This window comes from Shewanella basaltis, assembly GCF_023283885.1.
Taxonomy (GTDB): domain Bacteria; phylum Pseudomonadota; class Gammaproteobacteria; order Enterobacterales; family Shewanellaceae; genus Shewanella; species Shewanella basaltis.
The window spans coordinates 250,369-272,562 of sequence record NZ_JAKILA010000002.1 but is presented as its reverse complement, the minus strand read 5'-3'; the positions used below and the strand labels follow the sequence as shown (position 1 = coordinate 272,562).

Annotated in this window: 18 protein-coding genes; all 18 read right to left on the bottom strand. The window is 43.3% G+C overall.

The annotated features are described in order from the left end of the window. Entirely contained in the window at positions 1 to 1,341 is a 1,341-nt protein-coding gene (gene fliI, locus L2703_RS02985) for a flagellar protein export ATPase FliI (protein ID WP_248969652.1), read from the bottom strand. Continuing rightward, entirely contained in the window at positions 1,338 to 2,366 is a 1,029-nt protein-coding gene (gene fliH / locus L2703_RS02980; protein ID WP_248969651.1) for a flagellar assembly protein FliH, read from the bottom strand. Before fliH ends, fliI begins: the two co-directional genes overlap by 4 nt. A 79-nt stretch (positions 2,367 to 2,445) precedes the next feature. Beyond that, positions 2,446 to 3,492 (bottom strand): flagellar motor switch protein FliG, encoded by a 1,047-nt coding sequence (gene fliG, locus L2703_RS02975; RefSeq protein ID WP_248969650.1) that lies wholly within the window; start codon positions 3,490 to 3,492, stop codon positions 2,446 to 2,448. After that, on the bottom strand, positions 3,485 to 5,161 hold the full coding sequence (gene fliF / locus L2703_RS02970) for a flagellar basal-body MS-ring/collar protein FliF (RefSeq protein WP_248969719.1): 1,677 nt from the start codon (positions 5,159 to 5,161) through the stop codon (positions 3,485 to 3,487). Before fliF ends, fliG begins: the two co-directional genes overlap by 8 nt. 75 nt (positions 5,162 to 5,236) lie before the next feature. Beyond that, positions 5,237 to 5,578 carry a flagellar hook-basal body complex protein FliE gene (fliE, locus tag L2703_RS02965; protein WP_248969649.1) on the bottom strand — a complete coding sequence of 114 codons (342 nt, stop codon included), beginning with the start codon at positions 5,576 to 5,578 and terminating at the stop codon, positions 5,237 to 5,239. Between the two features lie 169 nt (positions 5,579 to 5,747). Next, entirely contained in the window at positions 5,748 to 7,097 is a 1,350-nt protein-coding gene (locus tag L2703_RS02960; protein ID WP_248969648.1) for a sigma-54-dependent transcriptional regulator, read from the bottom strand. Beyond that, entirely contained in the window at positions 7,090 to 8,286 is a 1,197-nt protein-coding gene (locus tag L2703_RS02955; protein ID WP_248969647.1) for a sensor histidine kinase, read from the bottom strand. Before L2703_RS02955 ends, L2703_RS02960 begins: the two co-directional genes overlap by 8 nt. 515 nt (positions 8,287 to 8,801) lie before the next feature. Continuing rightward, the gene (locus tag L2703_RS02950; protein ID WP_248969646.1) at positions 8,802 to 10,235 is read right to left on the bottom strand and encodes a sigma-54 interaction domain-containing protein; all 1,434 of its coding nucleotides are present in this window, start codon (positions 10,233 to 10,235) and stop codon (positions 8,802 to 8,804) included. 416 nt (positions 10,236 to 10,651) lie between these two features. Then, the gene (gene fliS / locus L2703_RS02945; RefSeq protein WP_248969645.1) at positions 10,652 to 11,056 is read right to left on the bottom strand and encodes a flagellar export chaperone FliS; all 405 of its coding nucleotides are present in this window, start codon (positions 11,054 to 11,056) and stop codon (positions 10,652 to 10,654) included. Between the two features lie 8 nt (positions 11,057 to 11,064). After that, the gene (locus L2703_RS02940) at positions 11,065 to 11,385 is read right to left on the bottom strand and encodes a flagella biosynthesis chaperone for FliD, FliT (RefSeq protein WP_248969644.1); all 321 of its coding nucleotides are present in this window, start codon (positions 11,383 to 11,385) and stop codon (positions 11,065 to 11,067) included. A gap of 185 nt (positions 11,386 to 11,570) precedes the next feature. After that, positions 11,571 to 12,932 (bottom strand): flagellar filament capping protein FliD, encoded by a 1,362-nt coding sequence (fliD, locus tag L2703_RS02935; protein ID WP_248969643.1) that lies wholly within the window; start codon positions 12,930 to 12,932, stop codon positions 11,571 to 11,573. Between the two features lie 99 nt (positions 12,933 to 13,031). Continuing rightward, complete coding sequence (locus tag L2703_RS02930) at positions 13,032 to 13,448, bottom strand: flagellar protein FlaG (protein ID WP_248969642.1); 417 nt, start codon at positions 13,446 to 13,448, stop codon at positions 13,032 to 13,034. A 212-nt stretch (positions 13,449 to 13,660) separates the two neighbouring features. Beyond that, positions 13,661 to 14,827: a flagellin gene (locus L2703_RS02925; RefSeq protein WP_248969641.1), complete on the bottom strand. Its 1,167-nt coding sequence runs from the start codon at positions 14,825 to 14,827 to the stop codon at positions 13,661 to 13,663. 345 nt (positions 14,828 to 15,172) lie between these two features. Then, positions 15,173 to 16,327, bottom strand: coding sequence for a flagellin (locus L2703_RS02920; protein WP_248969640.1), 1,155 nt, complete (start codon positions 16,325 to 16,327; stop codon positions 15,173 to 15,175). A 217-nt stretch (positions 16,328 to 16,544) separates the two neighbouring features. Then, positions 16,545 to 17,711 (bottom strand): flagellin, encoded by a 1,167-nt coding sequence (locus L2703_RS02915; protein WP_248969639.1) that lies wholly within the window; start codon positions 17,709 to 17,711, stop codon positions 16,545 to 16,547. Positions 17,712 to 17,919: 208 nt separating this feature from the next. Further along, positions 17,920 to 19,125, bottom strand: coding sequence for a flagellar hook-associated protein FlgL (gene flgL, locus L2703_RS02910; protein ID WP_248969638.1), 1,206 nt, complete (start codon positions 19,123 to 19,125; stop codon positions 17,920 to 17,922). A 10-nt stretch (positions 19,126 to 19,135) separates the two neighbouring features. After that, the gene (flgK, locus tag L2703_RS02905) at positions 19,136 to 21,058 is read right to left on the bottom strand and encodes a flagellar hook-associated protein FlgK (RefSeq protein WP_248969637.1); all 1,923 of its coding nucleotides are present in this window, start codon (positions 21,056 to 21,058) and stop codon (positions 19,136 to 19,138) included. Beyond that, positions 21,058 to 22,194: a flagellar assembly peptidoglycan hydrolase FlgJ gene (gene flgJ / locus L2703_RS02900; RefSeq protein ID WP_248969636.1), complete on the bottom strand. Its 1,137-nt coding sequence runs from the start codon at positions 22,192 to 22,194 to the stop codon at positions 21,058 to 21,060. The genes flgK and flgJ overlap by 1 nt, the downstream gene beginning before the upstream one ends.

Sequence of the window (22,194 nt, the reverse complement as noted above, 5' to 3'; positions counted from 1 at the left end):
TTAGCCTTGGCACTGAGCAGCAATTTGAGAGAGCATTAGTTTACTGTCGTCAAAACTCACCGCATCTTTAAACCCCTGCCGCAAAAAAGCGTTCATGGCTGGTTGTAGGCGAATAGCATTATCAATTCGCGGATCGCTACCTTGTGAGTAAGCACCTATCGAAATTAAATCTCGATTTTGTTGATATAACGCATACATTTGTTTTACTCGACGCATTGCTTCTAAATGCTCAGCACTGATCACCATGGGCGCCACACGGCTAATAGAGGCTTCGACATCAATTGCTGGGTAATGTCCAGAGTCAGCCAGTTGACGCGATAACACCACGTGACCGTCTAAAATCGCGCGCGACGCATCGGCAATGGGATCTTGCTGATCATCACCTTCGGTTAATACGGTATAAAACGCGGTAATTGACCCTTGCCCTGGGCCGCCATTTCCTGCGCGCTCAACTAAGCGCGGCAATTTGGCAAATACTGAGGGCGGATACCCTTTGGTGGCTGGCGGTTCACCAACGGCTAAGGCAACTTCACGCTGAGCTTGGGCATAACGGGTTAAGCTGTCCATAAGCAACAACACATCGTAGCCTAAATCACGAAAGTACTCGGCAATTCGTGTCGATGTTTCACAGGCGCGTAAACGCATTAATGGTGATGTATCTGCTGGAGCAGCAACTACGACTGAACGTGCTCGGCCTTCCTCACCTAAAATTTCTTCGATAAACTCTTTAACCTCACGGCCACGTTCGCCAACCAAGCCAACAACAATAATGTCTGCAGTTGAGCCACGGGTCATCATGCCAAGAAGGACACTTTTACCCACACCAGAGCCAGCAAACAACCCCATGCGCTGACCTTTACCAACGGTGAGCATGGAGTTAATGGCTCTGACGCCGACATCTAACGGCTCAGTAATTGCTCTGCGTGATAACGGATTAATATTCGGTCCGTGACGAGCGGCTTGTTGATCGGTATTTAAAGGCCCTAATCCATCTAATGGCGCGCCACTGCCGTCAAGCACCCGACCGAGTAATGATAAGCCAACGTGTAGACTTGACTGTTCACCTAACGGTTTGACTCGCGCACCAGGTAAAACGCCTCTCAGCTCTTCAATCGGCATTAGATACAGTAACTTGTCGTCAAAACCAACCACCTCTGCAACTAATTCACCTGCCATGGTTTCAATTGAACATAAACTGCCCACTGGCGCACGACACCCTGTTGCTTCAAGTGTTAACCCAACAACCCTAACCAATTGGCCACTGGCTACCGGGCGCATTGGTAACACTTTTTTATGGTGAACAATCAGTTTATCTCGCAGTTGCTGTTGGCGTTGGTTCATCCGTTATCCTTAATCATATCATCGGGCTTAACAGATGCTTCTTGACTAGGTTGTTCATCAGCCATCTCTGGCGGTGATAAATTAGCTTGTTGGCTTTGTGGTGCAACATCAGAATCGCTACCGTCAACAGGCTCTTGCGTATCGTCAGTCAGATCAGCGGATGGCTGATCATACGAGGCCAAGTCGTCGACCTCTAAAGACTGATAATTCGGCGTTGTCGACTTAAGTTGTTGAGCGTTTTTATCTAATTGATTGGCTTGTTCTTCTAACTGATTAAATACTTGTTCGATACGTTGCTCAACCCGCAAATCAACCGATGAGCGTACGCTTTCGATAATGCAATCACCGTTAGATAACATGGGGTCGATTTCAATTTTCCATTGATGTTGTTCAAGTTGCTCAGGTGGGTAACTTTTCGTCACTATATCGGCATCATGTTGGTTTAAACGCAACTTAACCCGTTGTTCTTTTAACGGCAGGGCGTCAACCCCTTGACGAAGAGCTGACAAAATATGCTCTGGGTGAGTTTTTAACTCATGGCCAATAACTGACTTAGCTAAGCTAATTGTCATTGCCAGTAATTGTGATTCTATTTCAGTGTCTAACACAGACAAAGGATGTTCAAACTGAGATATAAGTTGTGATAATTGCTCAGTCAACTGATTAACAGCAACCTGTCCCGCCTCTAGCCCCTGTTGCTCGCCTTGTGTAAATCCCTCACGGTGGCCTTGCTCTAAGCCTTCTAAGCGCCCCTGTTCTAAACCTTGTTGATAACCTTCTTGCTTGCCTTGTTCAAACCCTTCTTGCTCTGCCGCCGCACGAATATCTTCAATTTGTGCCATGGTGGGTGGTGCCATTGATTTTTCGGCAGCCGCGTTTTTTGACTCATAGGGTTGAGGTGATTTACCAAACATATTCGAGGGCTCTTGGCTTTTATCTCGAGTAATATCTGGCAACTGCCAATGACTGAATTCAACTTCATCATCGACACTGAGGACATTTTTAGACGATTTTGATTCAGACATATTCAATCACTTGTAATGTTTAATTAATTAGCTATCGGGAGTAGCGGCAAACAAATGATGCTATACCGCGACACAAGGATTATAAAAACTCGTCGCCACCACCACCGCCAAGCATAATTTCGCCACTGTCGCTTAAACGACGAGCTATAGACAGAATTTCTTTTTGGGCCACTTCCACTTCACTAATACGAATTGGCCCCATAGCCTCAAGATCGTCGCGCAATAATTCAGCGGCACGTTTAGACATATTGCCCAAGATTTTCTCTTTTAATGCTTCATCTGCACCTTTTAGTGCTTTCATTAGAATATCTTGCTGTACTTCACGTAACAAGGCTTGAATTCCTCGATCGTCAACATCGATAAGGTTTTCGAACACGAACATCATATCTTGAATTTGCTGCGCCATTTCTTCATCAGACTCACGCATGGTTTCCATGATCTGACTTTCAATGCCAGTATCAAGGTAGTTCATGATGTTTGCCGCTGCTTTTAAGCCGCCCATTTTCGCGGCCTGCGCACCACCTTGGCCAGCAAACTGTTTCTCCATGATGTCGTTCAACTCTTGTAATGCAGCTGGTTGAACTTCTTCAAGGTTAGCAATACGCATCATTAAATCTAAACGGGTATTTTCTGGGAACTGGCTAAAAATCTCAGCAGCTTGATCGGGCTCAAGGTAGGACAACACAATCGTTTGGATTTGTGGATGTTCATTTTGAATAATCGTCGCAACCTGACGAGCATCCATCCACTTTAACGAATCAAGGCCTTTAGCACCGCTACCCATGATGATTTGTTCAATCAAATTACCGGCTTTATCTTCACCTAATGCTGCCGTTAGTGCTTTACGAACAAACTCTTCGCTGTTAAAGCCAATGGAAGAAAACTTTTGAATGTCGTCTAAGAATAATTTGTGAACACCAATGACTTTTTCTTGGCCAAAGTCATCCATTGCGGCCATCGCCATACCGACTTTTTGCACCTGCTTGGGCTCTAGGTGTTTTAAAATCGATGCGGCATCTGCCTCGCTTAAACTCAGTAGCAAAATCGCCGTTTTCTCAACACCCGTCAGAGACTCGGGGTCAAATGCAACAGGTTTTGCCTTTTCTTTGTCTTTTTCATTAGCCATTGTCTTGTAACCAATTCTTAACTACTTGAGTGGAAAGCTCAGGCTCATTGGCCACGAGTGCTCTAATTGCTTTAATCATATCATCATCTTTATGCAAATTAGGTATTTGAATTGAACCATCATCTGCATAACTATACTCCGCCTCTTTGGTGTTGAGCATTCCGAGCGTGTCTGCGGCATATTGATCTTCGATTTCGGCTAACTCATGACCAGGACGAGTATCTGCTGGCATGTCGGTGCCTTGTGGATTTGTCAGTTTTTTCAGCATCGGGCGAACCACAGCTAAAAACAACACTAAAATAAGCAATGCACCAAGGCCCAATCGGATCGCACGCCAAAACCAAGGTTGCTCCCACATGTCAGGCTCGGGTAACTCTTCAATTAATTGGTCCATAAATGGCACAGTAACCACTTCAAGCGCATCACCACGTTGAGTACTAAATCCCACAGCCCCCTCAAGTAAACGACGTATATTGGTTAACTCTTCTTCTGTGCGTGGTACACGCGACACTTGGCCATTCTCATCAACCTGCCCCGGTTTAAAGTCTATCGCCACCGAGACACTAACACGACGAACCACACCAATTTGCTGACGAGTATGACTAATGGTGGTGTCTAACTCGTAGTTTCGAGTCGCTTCTTTAGACATATCACCCGAAATAGTTGACGTACTTGCCTCACCCGCCACTTCAGGTATATCTGATTCCATTGGCGGTTGGTTACTTAATGCGCCAGGAATACCGCCAGAACTTTGACCCGATGAATTACGCTCTATTGTCATTTCACTACGAATAGCGGGTAAGTCAGGCGAAAAGCGTTTAGCCGTTTGCTCTACCGCGGTAAAATCCATGTTGACATCAACTTGCGAGGTAAAGTTTTCAGGCCCAAGAATCGGCATTAAAATCGCTTCAATTTTACGACGGTATTCAGCTTCTTTTTGTTGCACAAGTTCTAATTCGCGGCGTGCTCTTGCAGATGTGCCATCTTGGCTACCTGAATTTAATAAACGGCCGTTTGAGTCGGTTACGGTCACTCGTGAGGGCTCAAGACCTTGCACTGCAGAACCAACAATATCAACTATTGCGTCAATTTCTTCTTGACCTAATCCACCACGGCGCACGCTTACTACTACTGTGGCACTGGGTTTTGATGCATTGCGCGCAAACACATTTTCTTTTGGCAGGGCTAAAATCACTTTAGCACGGCTAATACTTTTGAGCTCTTCAATGGCACGGGCGAGGTTTAATTCTTGGCTATGCTTTAAACGTGCTTGCTCCATGCGTTGGCTAACACCAAAACCACTGTCTTGGCTTAAATAATCATTCGTTTGAGTGCTACTTTCAATGCCGGCACGGCTTAGCAGTAATTTGACATCTTGATATTTGTCTTCAGGGACTTTAACCACATCAACATTGATTTGATAATCAATTTGGTTTTTATCCAGTACATCCAGTACCTGGATCATTTCAGCCGTTTCCATTTTGCCCAATGGACGATATTCAGGCTCTTGCGCCCACATCATGACAAACACAGCCAATGCAAGGCAGACTGCTAGAGCCAAAATCATGATCACCTGGCGCATCATGTCAGCACCGCCAACGCCGCTCATTAGCCCAGACTTGTTCTCTTGCTGGACACCGGCGTCAATTGTTGAATCTGAACCTACCATTACGTCTGTGCTCACAATATGTACCTGCTATATGTCTGATGTGGAAAAATTACCTAGCGCTTAAAACGAAAGCGACTAAACAGGCATACTCATAATTTCTTTATACGCTTCAACTAACTTATTACGCACTTGCACTGTGGCTTCAAAGGCAACACCCGCTTTTTCGCGGGCGATAACGGTATCAGACAAGGTCACAGTTGTGTCGCCCATGTCTAACCGTGAAGCTAAGCTCGACGATGTTTGCTGTAAGCCATTAACCGTACCCACAGCCTGTGACAATAACTGGCTAAAATCCGCCCCGGTTGTATTGTTGACTTGCTGAGTTAAATTAGGAGCAATAGATGAGCCTATAGAAGGGGCGATTTCGCCACGAAGCGATTGCATTTCTTGTAATAATGGATTGGCGCTGATCTGCATGATGTCACTCCCTTTCGTCGACTTTTTGACGACAACAATAATCTTATAAGGAGTTAAAGCAATATAGATGCCAAGATTGAAATAGAGCAGGATTTCAGTAATAAAAACAACTTATCGCATACATTGCCGATAAGTTGTTTTAGTCAATATTTATTGAATAAACTGCGCGTTATGCTGGTAGTTGAATACCCATATCACGCATTTTGGCCATTTTATAACGCAAAGTACGCGCGCTAATACCTAATTTTTCAGCGACTTTTTTACGGCTGCCTTGGCATTGATTCAAGGTTTCTAAAATAATCACATGCTCTTGAGCTTTAAGCTCGTCGCCTAAACCTTCAATATCTGCAGGTTTGTCGGCATCAAGGTTGTCATTCGCCAAAAGATTTACATCCGCTGAATCAATAATAATATCATTCACTCCAATCTCATCATTAACCCGTAAAATTAATGCTCTTTGAATAACGTTATCCAGTTCACGAACATTACCCGGCCAACGATGTGTTAGTAAACGCCGTGTGGCTGCATCATCAAGTTTAGGCACCATTGTCATATTCAATGCTTTAGCATGCTTGGCTAATAAGTGCCGTGCGAGTGGTAAAATATCCGCTGGACGTTGGTGCAATGCTGGCCACGTAAGTGGAAAAACATTAATACGGTAATATAAATCTTCTCTAAACTCGCCCGCTGTTGCCATCGCTTTAAGGTCGCGGTTAGAGGTTGCTAATACGCGTACATCTAACTTAATGGTTTTACGGCCGCCTAAGCGCTCGACTTCACGTTCTTGTAAAACCCGCAATAGTTTAGCTTGCAAGCCTAATTCCATTTCAGAAATTTCATCCAATAATAAGGTGCCGCCTTGAGCCTGTTCAAATTTACCAGGGCATGCTTGATACGCCCCAGTAAACGCGCCTCTTTCATAACCAAAGAGTGTGGCTTCAAGCATGTTTTCTGGAATGGCAGCACAGTTAATCGCAATAAAAGGTTGTCCGTTTCGTTGGCTGTGTTGATGAATATAGCGTGCTAGCACTTCTTTACCCGAGCCACTTGGCCCCATGATCATCACCGAGGCGTCAGACACCGCAACGCGCTGTGCAAGTGCCAGTAACGCTAAACTCTTGTCATCGGCAACCACAGGCTTATCGTGGTTTTGCTTCAAGGGTAAATAACGAGACACCTGATTTAATAACACCTCAGGCGCAAAAGGCTTAGCAAGGTAATCAACAGCGCCCAGTTTCATTGCGCTTACCGCACTGTTGATCGTGGCATAGGCGGTCATCAACAGCACAGGAAGTTTGGGCTGATGCTGCTGTAAATAGCTCAATAACCCCATGCCGCCAATACCGTCCATTTGCACGTCGCTTATGACTAAATCAAATTGATTGGCTTTCAAAGCAATAATGGCTTCTTCTGCACAGCTAACATCAACACACTCATAATGAGCCAACAATAAAGTATCAAGTAATGCCTCACGTAAATCAGCATCATCCTCAACAAGTAAGATATGCGCTTCAGCCATGTGTCACCTCCTGATGATGTGCATGTTTTGCATGTGGAAAAAACAAGCGTATATGGCAACCCATACCAGGTTTACAAGATAACTGAATTTGCCCACCATGATTGCGTACCACAGATTGCACTACCGCTAATCCAAGGCCAGTCCCCTGACTTTTGGTCGTAAAAAACGGCTCTAATACCTGCTTTTGCATCGCAGGATCGAGCCCTTTACCATTGTCAATAACGTCTAATAATAGTCCATCTTTGGTTTCACTGGCACTGACCTTAATTTTGGTCGCCCCAGCCTCAATGCTGTTCATCACTAAATTATTTACCGCTGAACTTAACGCATTAACATTCGCGAGCATGGTCGAATGCGAGCTATCTTCCCACTCCAATTGACACTGCTTCTTGTCTGCTATTGGCTCGCAACTGGCCATGACGTGGGTAATGATGTCATCCATAGTGACCGACTCGGCCATGCTGTCTTGGCGGCCTTTTGCCATCAATAACATGTCATTAACTTGACGTTCTAACTCGTTTAAACGATCAACTAATTTTGACTGAAACTTATGTCTTGCTGCATCGGTTAACTTTGGGCTAGCAAGATTTGACGCGTATAATAAAGCTGCAGAAAGTGGTGTACGTACCTGATGCGCCAATGTTGCAACCATTTTCCCGAGTGAAGATAAGCGCTGTAAATGAGATAAATTCTTTTGTAATAAACGCGTTTCAGTTAAATCCGTTAACACGATTAACTGCCCAGGTTCTGGTGCTAATGGTGTAATGGCTAATTTAACTCTACGACCATTTTTAAGCGACACTTCATGACCATCATCATCTTGCGGCGCAAATGCGCGATGGATAATGTCGAACCAACGCGCACCGAGTAAAGGTCGTCCCAGCAACTCTGTGGCGACGGGGTTTGCTAGTGTGACCACACCATCACCATCAATAATCACCACACCTGATGGCATCGCTTGTAAAATGTGCGCCATTTGATTAGACATATTGGCAGCCTTACTTGAATGAGCGCTTACAGTTAGCGTATGTGTCGGCACTTTAGTATGCGCTATGCTTTGACGAATGGCACCTTCACTGGGCTGATAGCTCACCTGAACCGATGCATACGCAGAGGCATTAAACAATGCAGCGGCAGGCAACTCAACCTCTGCCCTATGCGGGTTTGATATCACTCGAGCTGAATACATGGCCACTCCGTCAAAAGAATTACATTTGACAAGGTTTATGCATTAAGTGTGCCAAGGCTAGAATCGGGAGCTGGGAACTCGCAGGCTCGCCTGAGGACGGACTTCGTCCTGCTAGGTGCTAGGTGCTAAGAAATGGGGGCTAAAATCTAAGTCAATAGAAACACCTGGATCCCCGATAAAAGCACTCGAGGATGACGTGCGTGGGTAGTAAACATCTGGTTGCTAGGTTCTAAGTCCTAAGCCCTAAGTCCTGAGAGCTAAAATCTAAGCCAACAGAAACACCTGGATCCCCGATAAAAGCACTCGAGGATGACGTGCGTGGTGGTGCAACATCTGGGGGCTAGGTTCTAGGGCGGACTGCGTTCTGCTAGGGGCTAAGAAACACCTGGATCCCCGATTAAAGCACTCGAGGATGACGTGCGGGTGGTGCTAGTTCTAGAAGCAAAAAACACATCCGTAGATGTGTTTTAAGGTTGAGTAGCTAATAACGATTCAAAGCAATTATAGGCTAAGGGTTATTCTTTGCTCATGCCGTATTTACGCATTTTTTCAACTAAAGTAGTGCGGCGGATCCCAAGCATTTCTGCGGCACGGGCAACGACATTGTCCTGTTGCTCTAATGCTTGACGGATCATGTCTATCTCGAGTTCTGCCAGCAAGTCTTTAAGATTCACGCCTTCTGGGGGTAACTCGCTCGGGAACCGAGTTTCAGGCAAGTCGACAGGCTCTTCATCATTAAAGATTGACGCTAACGCATCCCGCTCAAGTTGCTCTTCACTCATTTCAACGCAGTATTCTGGTACATCAATGTAACGATATTTATGCGGTAAATCATTTACATCAACTAAGCCGCCTGGATATAAAATCGTTAACCGTTCAACGAGGTTAGATAATTCTCGGACGTTACCAGACCAATTGTGCTCTTTTAACGACTCAATGGCGCGCTGGGTAAAGCGCACTTTACCTCGACCTTCATTAAATACCCGATTGACTAACTCATGCAATAACAAGGGAACATCATCGCGGCGTTCACTCAAGGCTGGCATTTCAATCGGAAAAACATTAAGGCGGTAATATAAATCTTCACGGAATTCATTTTCTGAGATCATCGTTTCTAAATCACGATGAGTTGCAGCAACAATACGTACATCTGTTGAAATGGTTTTACTGCCGCCAACACGTTCAAATACACGCTCTTGCAGCACACGCAATAATTTAACTTGCATTTGCAATGGCATGTCACCGATTTCGTCTAAAAACAGCGTGCCGCCTTCGGCTAACTCAAATCGGCCTTTACGTGCAGAAATAGCACCTGTAAATGAGCCTTTCTCGTGGCCAAACAGTTCGCTTTCAAGTAGTTCAGGCGGAATAGCACCACAATTGACCGGGATAAATGGTCCATCACGGCGCTCGGATAAATAATGAATATTACGCGCAACAACCTCTTTGCCCGTACCTGACTGCCCTAACACTAGCACCGTCGCATCTGAACCAGAGACTTGATTAATTAAATGCCTAACGTTAGCGATACCTTCGCTGCGCCCAACCAAACTGCGGAACAATTTAGTTTGGTTACCACTGGTTAAGGTATGCTCTCTTTTAGCCTGGCCAAATACCTGACAAAAATGAAGTAATTCAGTTAATTGCGGATAGTTAATCGGTTCTTCTATTTGCCCCAAGACATTAGACAGGTGCACTTCAGACTCACCAAGCAACAGAATGGGTTGCCAAGGTGCAATTGATGCAATGTTTTTGATGCTGTCTTCAGTGTTGTTATTGTCGTTGACAATAACAACAGAACGAAAACGTGATTGCTCGATTAATGTCAATATAGATTCATTAGAGACTAACTCACACTGCTCACCTAAGAATTCGAAAATACAGCACAAACGAGTCACGCGCTCTGATGGGGTACCGACAATTAAAATTCTTTGTTCTATTTGCATCATTCAGAAGGCCAAAAGCTCTTGTTAAAGGTTTTTATCCAGGAAAGTTACGCTGCAAAAAAGCAACAAAACCGAAATACATTATAGCCAAAAAAGCCGCCAAAAAACTGACCACATTGACATTATTCTATCATTATTACTAAAACAGGGTCGTGATTCTGTTATATAAAGCCAAGAATAACGAACTCAATGATAAATATTGTATTATCAGCCCGTCAGAAGCAAGCAACAGTTACATTTTATCTACATCAAGGCACAATTTTAATGAAAATGCTGTTTTTTCAGCCAAAGAATTGTCCATTTAGTCAGCGATAGCAGAATTATAATCAGTTAAAGCAAACCTGAGCCGTTAATAATCGCCACAAAGCAAAAAAGACGCAGAGCGTCTTTTTTGGTGTAAATACAGTGTGCTGTATCGATTAACTTGCCTCAGAGGTCAGGTGATGTTGATCCTGCGGAATAGCATCCCAACCTTCTTTAATGGTTTTTAAAATCGACACTACATCGTCTATGGCTTGTGGGTCATTATTAATGTTAGCTTCCGTCATTCTACGCAGCATGTAATCGTATAACTGAGTCAAATTTCCGGCCACATCGGCGCCGGCATCCATGTTTAAACTGCCGTTTAAGCCATTAACAATGCCAATAGCCTTACCAATTAGTAAGCCACGATTGGCAATGTCGCCTTTTTCTATTGCAAGCTTAGCTTGAGCTAAACGCTCTAATGCTCCCGCTAATAACATTTGAATAATACGATGTGGCGTTGCCACAGACATGTTGCTGTCAACAGAAACCTTACGATATGATTGCATTGAACCGCGCATAATTACACCTACCTATTTGAATCTATTGCTTTATACACATTAATTTGGCGTTTAGTGGTATTGCCTGCCTGCAACAAGGATTGCCTAAAATCCATTATTTTGCGACTTCGCTTAATGAATGTCTGGGTCAAATCAAACTGTTGCTCGAGCACTGCTCGATCAGTAAAATTGGTATCAGACACTAGGGCATGCAATAACTTTTGACGCGTCTCAATCAGTACTTGCAATTCTGATACCAAATCTGTAACAGTTTCATCTTCTGCTTTAGATTTTTCAATTTTATCAATAACAAGCATCAGTTTATTATTAACATTATCAATTTCGGTCATTGGGTTAGCCAAAAAAACCTCTGCTCTAGCACGTTAACATTCTCTATCCGTGTCACGGGTATTTAACTTATCATCGCTTTTTACACCATTGCCACGTCATTGTTAAATCATTTTTTTAATTCAAAAAAACTAGCTTGTTGCCTTTATAATGGCAACTACCCCTAAACATTACAGTAAGATAAAACCTAGTTGTTATTCACCAAACCAGGTAATGAGTCTAAGCGAGACTGTAAATCGCTTGAAGTACTGTTTAAGCTGGCAACAACTAAATCCATGGCATTATACTGGGCATACAAACGTTCACTATACGCCTCCATCCTTGCAGTTAAAGCATCACGACTATCGGTTAAACGGCTCAATTGATCATCTAAAGATGAATCTCTGCTTTCTAAAATCCCACCTGATTTAACATAAATATCCATATATGATGACATCTTACTAGCAAGACCAGTATCTTCGGTGCTAAACATTTCAGCAATGGCGCCTGTATCATTGTCAATCGCTTCTGTTAACGTGGTTGAATCAATTTCTAGTAAACCTTCTCGAGTCGTCGTTATACCAAGAGTTGCTAGCATTTTGTCACCATCAGAGGTGCTGTATTGACTGGATAACATGTTGCGCATCTGGCTTTGAATGCTACGCGGTAACGAATCTCCCTGCAAAATACCAGCTTGCTCAGTATCAGCATTGTAACTTGAGAGACTTTTAATCGTACTCATTACCGTATTATAGGCTTCAACAAAGCCTTCTATTGCGGTTTTAGTTTTTGTTGTATCACGACTAACAGTGAGGGTTGTTGTTTTATCAATGTCTGCTGCGGTTAGTGATAGTGACACACCTGTAATAGCCTCATCTATATCATTTGATTGAGAAACAATTTTAACTCCATCAACATAAGCGATGGCATTTTTAGCAGGGGTTAATTCTGTCATGGTAAAGGTATCAGCTAAACCAGTATTGCCGTCAGTATCAGTCGCTGTAACACTAATAGTATTGTCTAAACCAGTATTTTTAGAGCCTAACACCAGTTGGGGGCCTAACTCACCGTTAATAATGGTGGCGGTAACATCATCGTTATCATCAGAACTGTTAATCTTGTTCATGATTTCTGTTAAGGTATCTGTGGCTTCTACATCAATATTAAAACTATTACTGCCAACAGCGATGGATAATGAGCCTGTACCTATGGTGCTGGTGCTATCGGCCACCACACCAGAGCCCACTTTTTGACTTTGAGCTAATTGCTCTACTTTAACCTGATAACTGCCCGACACTGCAGTAGAATCAACTGTCGCAGTTAAATAATCTTTAGTTGATAAAGCGACCTTCTGACTGCCGAAAGTATCTGCATCCATGAGTGTAGCCAACTTGTCATTAAATTCAGACATCACACTTTTCAAAGAACCAATACCAGAAATAGTTGCAGTGATGGTGCCTTCGTTGGCATCAAACTGGGCAATTTTACCAGCACTTTCTGCTTCAACAAGCGCGGTCACAATACCACCAATATCAATGCCCGAGCCAATACCAACTGATGTTAATGCCATAATACCCTCTGATTACAATATACGGTTATCGATAAAACTCATTGGTGCCCCGATAATCTACACGGCTGTAACAAATCACATTGCTATTGACTTTAAAAACTACACTTCAGTTTTCATCAATAAACCTGTGACTTCGTTTAATTTTTTGGCGATTTCTAGGGCTTCTTCATTAGGCATTTGCCTAATTAATTCGCCAGTGGCGACATCAATCACCTTAACCACTTGTATGCCTAAGTCTTCATCCACCTTAAAGGCTAAGCCTTTTTGCATCATGCTCATGCTTTCGGTAATATCATTTACTGCTTTATTAAGCTCTTCTGCATCCACTTGAGTTGCTGCATTCACTTGCTCTGTGGTGCGGCCACTGTCAGCATTTTTTTGAATGACATCGGCTGATAACCCTAAATTAGCCGCATTAGACTGGCTATCTACCTGACTAGCCACAGACCTATTCACTGAGTTGACTAAGCCCTCTTTATGCATATTACTGTTTGATGCTGTTACATTGACATCCATGATACACCTCAACTGACCTTATAAAACAAAGCAAAATTTACACCAGTTTTTAATTGACTTGATAGTTTAATATTCCGTTAACTCGAACCATCAACTATTAGGTGGATGTTACTTTATTTTAGTTTTAAAACATAAAAGGGAGTATCGCAAGCGATCCTCCCTATCTGTTACCTTTACACTAGCTCATCGCTATTAATAATAAATAGTGATTATTATAGTAGTGATAGCGCAGTCTGAGGGATCTGGTTAGCCTGGGCTAACATCGCAGAAGAAGTCTGTGACAAAATCTGCTGCTTAGTTAATTCTGCCGTTTCAGAAGCAAAGTCAACATCTTGAATACGGCTACGCGCATCGGTCACGTTCGATTCAATATTGCCTAAATTACTGATGGTAAAGTTCATGCGGTTTTGAACGGCACCTAAGTCAGCACGTTGACTGTCAATATCAGCCAATGCAGCGTCAATAATAGTGATTGCATTTTGCGAACCTTCATAATCGGTGATATCAATATCGCTCACTTTAGATGTTGCGTTAGCAGAATCAGTAGCACCAACAGTGTATGCTACCGTACCAGATGTTGCTGCTTCAGTTAAAGCTAGAGTGTCCCCGTTATTTAATATACCTTTTAAACTAAAGCCAGTGCCAGCAGCATCTAATTCAGCAAATACCCCAGTAGTCTGCGAAGCACCGTTTAAGGCACTGTTAATTGCATCGACTGCACCAGCTGCATCTGTAACATTTGTAAAATCAGGTTTCAGTGTTTCAGCACTTCCGCCTTCAGCGGTGTAAGCAAAAGAATATGTACCGTCTGCGATAACCGCGGTAGTTTCTGTGGCGTCATATGTACCTACAATAGTCTTTCCTTCTTTACCTATATTATCGGCAGAAACGTCGCCTAAAGTTACAGAAATCGTTTCATTGGCATTTGAACCCACCTGGAAAGATTTAGTGCCAAAATTACCATTTAATAATTTCTGACCACCAAATGATGTGGTATCGGCAATACGAGTTAATTCTGTTTGCAGAGAAGCCACTTCTTTTTGAAGTGATTCGCGGTCTGCTGCTGAGTTAGAACCGTTAGCTGACTGAAGTGATAAGTCACGCATACGTTGTAAGATATTGGTAGACTCACTCATCGCGCCTTCTGCCGTTTGCGCAATAGAGATGCCATCGTTAGCATTACGAGTCGCTACACCAAGACCATTAATTTGACTAGAGAAACGATTAGAAATCTGAAGACCTGCAGCGTCATCTTTAGCACTGTTAATGCGAAGACCTGAAGATAAACGCTCCATCGATGTTTGTAAGCCACTGTTAGCACTGTTTAAGTTACTTTGTGCTTTCATGGATGTGACGTTGGTGTTTACTGAAATAGCCATAATTTATGCCCTCTACCTAACTCAAATAGTGCCTGTCAGTTATATCAGGCAAAGTTTATTTTCTACATACACTGTAACGGCACGATTTGAAAATACTTTAGATAATAATTAAAAAATCTACAACAGATTGATAAATATGAATGACAATGAAGATTATTGACTCAACGTTCGTCCAATCGTTTTGTTTTCTCGTTTATTTAAATATCACCTCATTCATGTATTAAGTATAAACAGTGCCTTTACATCGAATCTAATGACTTCCGTATATCGCAGTTACACGTATAAAGGCTATAAATAACAAAACAGGCCATAAGGCCTGTTTTCATTAAATGCTGGCGTTTACAATTATAATAACGACAACGCAGTCTGTGGGATCTGGTTAGCCTGGGCTAACATCGCTGAAGAAGTCTGTGACAAAATCTGTTGTTTAGTTAACTCTGCCGTTTCAGAAGCAAAGTCAACATCTTGAATACGACTACGCGCATCTGTCACGTTCGATTCGATATTACCTAAATTACTGATGGTAAAGTTCATGCGGTTTTGAACGGCACCTAAGTCTGCACGTTGACTGTCAATAGTTGCTAATGCTTCATCAATAACGGTGATAGCATTTTGTGAACCTTTATAAGTACTGATATCGATATCATTTACAGATACATCAGCAGCTGTTGCGGTTGCAAAAGCAGTAGAACCCGCAGCACCAGCTTGAGTAAGTGAAGCTCCACCGTCAACGAGGCCTTCAATAACCACACCATCACCATCATCATTGACACGAGCATAAACTCCCGTCGGCTCTGATGCACCATTTAAACCTTGGTTAAGTGCGTCGGCAAAACCAGCATAATCACTTGCATCTACTTTTGATAGATCAACAGTCAAAGTTTCAGCTGTACCACCATCTGGTGTATAAGTAAACTCAACATTATCAGCAGTTATCGCTGCATTCATATTGGTTTCGTCAAACTCTCCACTTGCAACTTTTGCACTTTTAGTCAAAGCATCTGCTGAAATGTCACCCAAAGTTACAGAAATCGTTTCATTGGCATTTGAACCCACCTGGAAAGATTTAGTGCCAAAATTACCATTTAATAATTTCTGACCACCAAATGATGTGGTATCGGCAATACGAGTTAATTCTGTTTGCAGAGAAGCCACTTCTTTTTGAAGTGATTCGCGGTCTGCTGCTGAGTTAGAACCGTTAGCTGACTGAAGTGATAAGTCACGCATACGTTGTAAGATATTGGTAGACTCACTCATCGCGCCTTCTGCCGTTTGCGCAATAGAGATGCCATCGTTAGCATTACGAGTCGCTACACCAAGACCATTAATTTGACTAGAAAAACGATTAGAAATCTGAAGACCTGCAGCGTCATCTTTAGCACTGTTAATGCGAAGACCTGAAGATAAACGCTCCATCGATGTTTGTAAGCCACTGTTAGCACTGTTTAAGTTACTTTGTGCTTTCATGGATGTGACGTTGGTGTTTACTGAAATAGCCATAATTTATGCCCTCTACCTAACTCAAATAGTGCCTGTCAGTTATATCAGGCAATGTTTATTTTCTACATACACTGTAACGGCGTTAACGAGAAAATCTTTAGATAAAGTTTTAGCTATTTTGAATAAATTACTTGTTTATATCAAAACTTGTTATAAATCAATAAACAAAAAGCAGGCCGTTTGGCCTGCTTTTAATTCTGTTTGGTGAATAAACTAATTAACCCAACAATGATAACGCCGTTTGTGGGATTTGATTAGCTTGGGCGAGCATAGCAGAAGAGGTCTGAGAGAGAATCTGCTGTTTGGTTAACTCTGCAGTTTCAGAAGCAAAATCAACATCTTGAATACGACTACGGGCATCTGTAACGTTCGACTGAATGTTACCTAAGTTATTAATTGTAAAACTCATTCTGTTTTGCACCGCACCTAAATCAGCTCGCTGCGCATCAATATCAGCCAATGCAGCGTCAATAATAGTAACTGCGTTTTGAGATCCTTTCGCTGTTGTAATATCTATTTGGTCTACCGTTGATGTAGCATTGGCACTATCGTCGCCACCTAAGCCGAATGTTGTCGCCGAGGTTCCTCCTGAAGTTAAAGTCGCACCATTGTTAGCGATGCCTTCAAAAGTAAATCCAGTCCCTGCTGCATCTAAAACCGCAAAGACTCCTGTTGGTTCAGAGGCACCATTTAGTGCATTATTGATTGCATCAACCATAGAGGCTGCATCATCTACATCACCCATACTAACGGTTAATGTCTCTGCGGATGCACCGGTACCAGATGGAGTGTAGGTAAAATCGAAATCACCGACGCCTATTTCCGTAGTAATTTCTGCGGCAGTATACAAACCTGCTACTGTTTGACCTTCTTTACCAAGCACATCGGCTGATACATCACCAATAGTGACGGAAATCGTTTCATTGGCATTTGAACCCACTTGAAAAGATTGTGTACCGTAATTACCGTTTAATAACTTTTGACCACCGAAAGAAGTCGTATCAGCGATTCGAGTTAATTCTGTTTGCAATGCTGATAATTCTTTTTGAAGCGCTTCGCGGTCTGATGACGAGTTAGAACCGTTAGCAGATTGTAATGATAAGTCACGCATACGTTGTAAAATATTGGTCGACTCTTGCATCGCACCTTCGGCAGTTTGCGCAATAGAGATACCATCATTGGCATTACGAATTGCCACACCTGTACCATTGATTTGGCTAGACATACGATTTGAAATTTGTAAGCCGGCGGCATCGTCTTTGGCACTATTAATGCGTAACCCTGAAGACAAACGTTCCATCGATGTGGATAACTTGCTGTTAGCACCATTAAGGTTATTTTGTGCTTTCATTGATGTGACGTTGGTATTAACTGAAATAGCCATATGTAAAATTCCTCTTCTTAGTTGAACGCCAAGACTCGGAGCTTGGCTAAACGGTTAATCATTAAACTGTTTAATCTGTTGTAAAGCCTTTTATAAAAGGCTATTTTCGAATGTCTTTTACAGATATTGATTATTCACATCCGTGTCCAAACACTCTGCATTTCATTACATGTATTTATCACTACTATTTTATAACTGTTGTTCAAGCTTATATATAATCAAACAAACTGAGCGTGCCGACTTTAGTAAACAAACTCGATACCGCATTAAGCGCTAACTGCTGTTTTTCAAACTCGGTAATCGCTGAGGCAAAATCTAGGTCTTCTAACTTTGATAATGCCGAGGTGTTAATGATCTTTTCGTCAGTGTGATTGTCGCTGTACTGTTGCAACACTTTTAAGCTGTTGCCAGTGTAGCTCCGCTGCTGACTCATTTGATTGACACCACTGTCTAAGTTATTCAATAGTTGTGCCAACTCTGCTTGTCCTGCTGGCGTTTGTGTGTCTTCGCCACTTTCAAATAAAGCAATAGCCTTGCTGAAGGTATCGAAAATACTGACTTGTGCCACTTCATCAATGCTGAAACTATCGCCAGCTTGTGGCTCGCCATCGATTTTAATTTCTATGCCATTAACGGTGACCGGCAGCGATGCGTCAAAAGCCGATACCGTTGTAACCGGGGGTACTGCGCTGTCAGTAACCGAAATGTTAAGCCCACCAGCACCGTCGTCGGCGAAACTAACGCTATAAGAACCAGGCGTATAGGCTGTCGAGTCAGTGATTTTGGCACTGTTCACCACAAAGTCGCCTTGCTGTAACGACGAATAATTGACGCCATAGTCGCCCATGGCATTAGGTGCGTTCATAAAGGCGGCATCACCTGGAGTATTGGTATTCACCTGTACGCCGGTGGCAATATTGCTTTTACGAATACCTGAGTCGCCGCTGTAGACCACCTCGCCGGCATTATTAAAGGCAAATGGAATGTCGTTAGTTTTAGTGCCGCCAAAAATATAATTACCCGACTCGTCTTTGGTATTAGCGATGGACATTAATTGTTCAAGACTTTGACGCATGTCATCGGCAATGACTTGCCGCTCGGCAGAAGTCATGCTGCCGTTTGCGGCACGTAGCATAGATTCTTTCATGCTGGCAGCTAAATCGTCGGCTTGGCCTAATTGACTTTCGGTTTGCTGGACATGATTGGTGGCGTAATCGATGTTTTTAATAAATTGATCAACCAGGGTATTCTTTTGCTTAAGATTATCAATCGCAATCGCCGCTACTGGGTCATCACCTGCGGTTTCGACTCTTTTGCCGCTCGAAATCTGCCCCATGATGCTATTAGTGGCTGATTGCTTTTCTAAAATGCTGTTAGTGCTTTGCTGAAACATTTGTCCGGTAGAAATTCTCATGGCTTATCTCCTAGCGAACCGAGCTTAATAAGGTGTCAAAAATGGTTTGCGCAGTAGACATAATGCGCGCGGCGGCCTGATAAGATTGTTGAAAGCGCAATAAATTGGCGGCTTCTTCGTCTAGGTTAACGCCAGATTCGCTCTGTACCCGATCATAGGCTTGCTGATAAATAGCAGTGGCCGAGTCAACGCGTACTTCTGCGGCTTTAGTTTGGCTGCCAATATCTAATTTGGTGTTTTCAAATACGCTAGTTAAGGTGCCAGTGCCGTTGTTCATTAATTTGACGTCCGACAATTTAGCCATTTCGACTGCATTACTGTTATTACCTTCGGCAAATGCGAGATCGAAAGTAAAGGTCTCTGGGTTAACAGCGGTGCCATTAATGGTAATGTCAAAGTCCATACCAAAGGCATTAATGTTGTTATTGGTAATAACACCTGTACCTAATGAAGTGCCCGCACTGTCAAATGCTTGATAAGTATTGGCGGCGGTATCAATCGCAAACGTAATTGATGAGCCCGTTGCAGTACCCGGAAAACCTGTGGCACTTGAGTCCATGCTGTTTAAGCTAATTGTGGTGTTGCCCGAGTTTGTTGTCGCAGGCGTTAATGTTGGCCCTGCGGCGGCAATGCCCTTAGGGTCAGTCATTATCATTGTCAACCCCGCTGCAGCACCTGCTGTGGGCCTGATTTCAAACTTATCGCCATTGGCAATGGGACCATTGGCAACGTTAATGGTAAAACCAGCGCTGCTGGTAAGCTCTGTGCCCGATAAGGTTAAGCTTGATACTTCACCGGTTTGATTATCTTTTAACGAATATCCGCCTGCGGTGGTATAACTGAGCTCATAGCTGCTACCAGACAAGGCGCCCACATCGTCAATATTGACCGATAACGCAGCTGAACTGGTATTAGTTGAATAACTGCCCGCGCGGCCTGATGCCATTAATGGGTCGTTAATATCGCGAAAAATATTGCTGCCTACGTTGCCGTTTAAATCAATGCCGCGAGACTGCATTTCATTGAAGGTGTCGGCCACACCTAATGCTAGCTGACCTAACTCATTGCTGGCTGGGATTAAGGTGTCGTCTCGATAATCAAACAAGGCACCGAGTTGACCGCCCAATTTACTTGGGTCAACATTCAGTGTTTTGTCACTAATAGAAGCGGTGATCTTAGGCTCGTTAGGGAATGGATCGCCGGCACTCACGCCCATGCTCATTGCAACCTCGCCCGACACGAGCATAACTGAGCCACCTAACATGATGGATTTTGCACCAGTATCTAAAGGAATAACATTAACTTGTGCGTATTCGCTCAGCTCTAAAATCAACGCGTCTTGTTTGTCTAAAATCTCGTTATTATCGCCTTGAGACTTCATTAACTCTAAATTGATGTTTGCCAGTTCTTTGCTGATTTCGTTAATACGAGTGGTGACAGATTCGATTTGGTTATTAGTTTGTTTGATTTGGTTGTCTAGTTGCGACTGCATTTGGTTAATGCTGATGGCCATTTGTTCTGCCGCGCCAAGACTACCGCTGCGAATACCTAAATCGGTTGGTAAATCTGCCACACTATTAATGCTAGCAAAAAAGTCATTAATGCTATTAGGCACCATGCTGCCAACTTGTGCATAAAGCTCATCAAGTCCACTTAATTTAGAATAAGCTGTTTCTGCCGCGCTCATGCTGGTTTGGCCTATGCGTAACTCGCGCGCGGCAAATTCGTTATAAACACGTTTAACGTCAGACACATAGGTGCCTGTGCCATAAAAGTTATCGCCAAGACGTTGTGATTGTAATGTGGCCTGCGTCGCCGTTTGGCGGTTATAACCTTCAGTATTGGCATTGGCAATGTTGTTACTGGTTACCCCAAGTTGCGACTGAGATGCCATAACGCCGGTGCGCGCGATACTAAGTAGATCAATCGCCATTATTTAGTCTCCAGAGGTAATACAGATTTAAGGCCTTCTTTGACCGACTTCATTACATTAATCACCTTATTGGCGTATTGTGGGTCGGTGGCGTAGCCCGCTTTTTGCAGTGCACGAATAAACTGAGTTGGCTCGCTGGCCACTTTGCGCGCATCTTCGTAACGGTCGCCTTGGCCAATAAATGACACAAAGTCGCTGAAGCTTTGTTCAAGGTCGTCGTACATTCTAAAGTCGGCTTTTTGCTGTACAGCAATGCCTTTTTCAAACTCTAGAGTATTGACTGAGGTTTTTTCACCCTGCCAGCGTTTGTCCGCTTTAATATTAAATAAGTTGTGGCTCATGGTACCGTCGTTACGGCGGATCACTTTTTGGCCCCAACCGGTTTCAAGTGCTGATTGAGCAATTAACACTTCTGCAGATGTTCCGAGTGTTTTGGCTGCTTTTTCAGCATGGGGGTACAACACCGAAATAAAATGTTGTGGGCTCGTAAACTCACTGACCGCCACCCCTTTTGCTTTAAGCTTATTGGTTTCTGGCGGCAAATCATTGCTAGCGGTTATTGTTCCGCTCACCGGTATGGCTGACGAAGCTTGAGCAAATGATTGGCTCGCTAATTGTTCGCCGCGTAACACACTTGCCAACTCTTTTGGCATTGCTGTTGCCATTTCGTGGTGATTAATGGCGTGATGAGATGTCGCCACTTGATCGGCTGGTGCAATGGCATTTAACGCTTCTTGGTCAAGCTCGGTTGGTTGCGCGACAAACATGCTTGGATTGACTTTATTGTCACTGTCACCACGTAAAACCGACGCTGGTGTTACCGGACTATTATTAGGGTCAAGCTGTTGCACCATCAGCTCCGCCAGTCCTAACATGCCTTTATTTGACAAGTCGACTGACATTTGCTGATCGCGCATTTGCTCAAAAAACTCTGTAGTTTGGCTGTTCATCGGATTGTCTGACTTAAAGGCGGCATTGGCATCGCGCATGCTTTTCATCAGCATTTGAATAAAAATACCTTCAAATTGCTTTGCCGCTTCTTTCAGTGCCCCCTTCTCGTCTTTCTGGGCTTGGACACGAAGTGAATCTAGTCCTCCTAGATCCAGAAAGTTCGCAGAATTTGACAACTTTTCCAT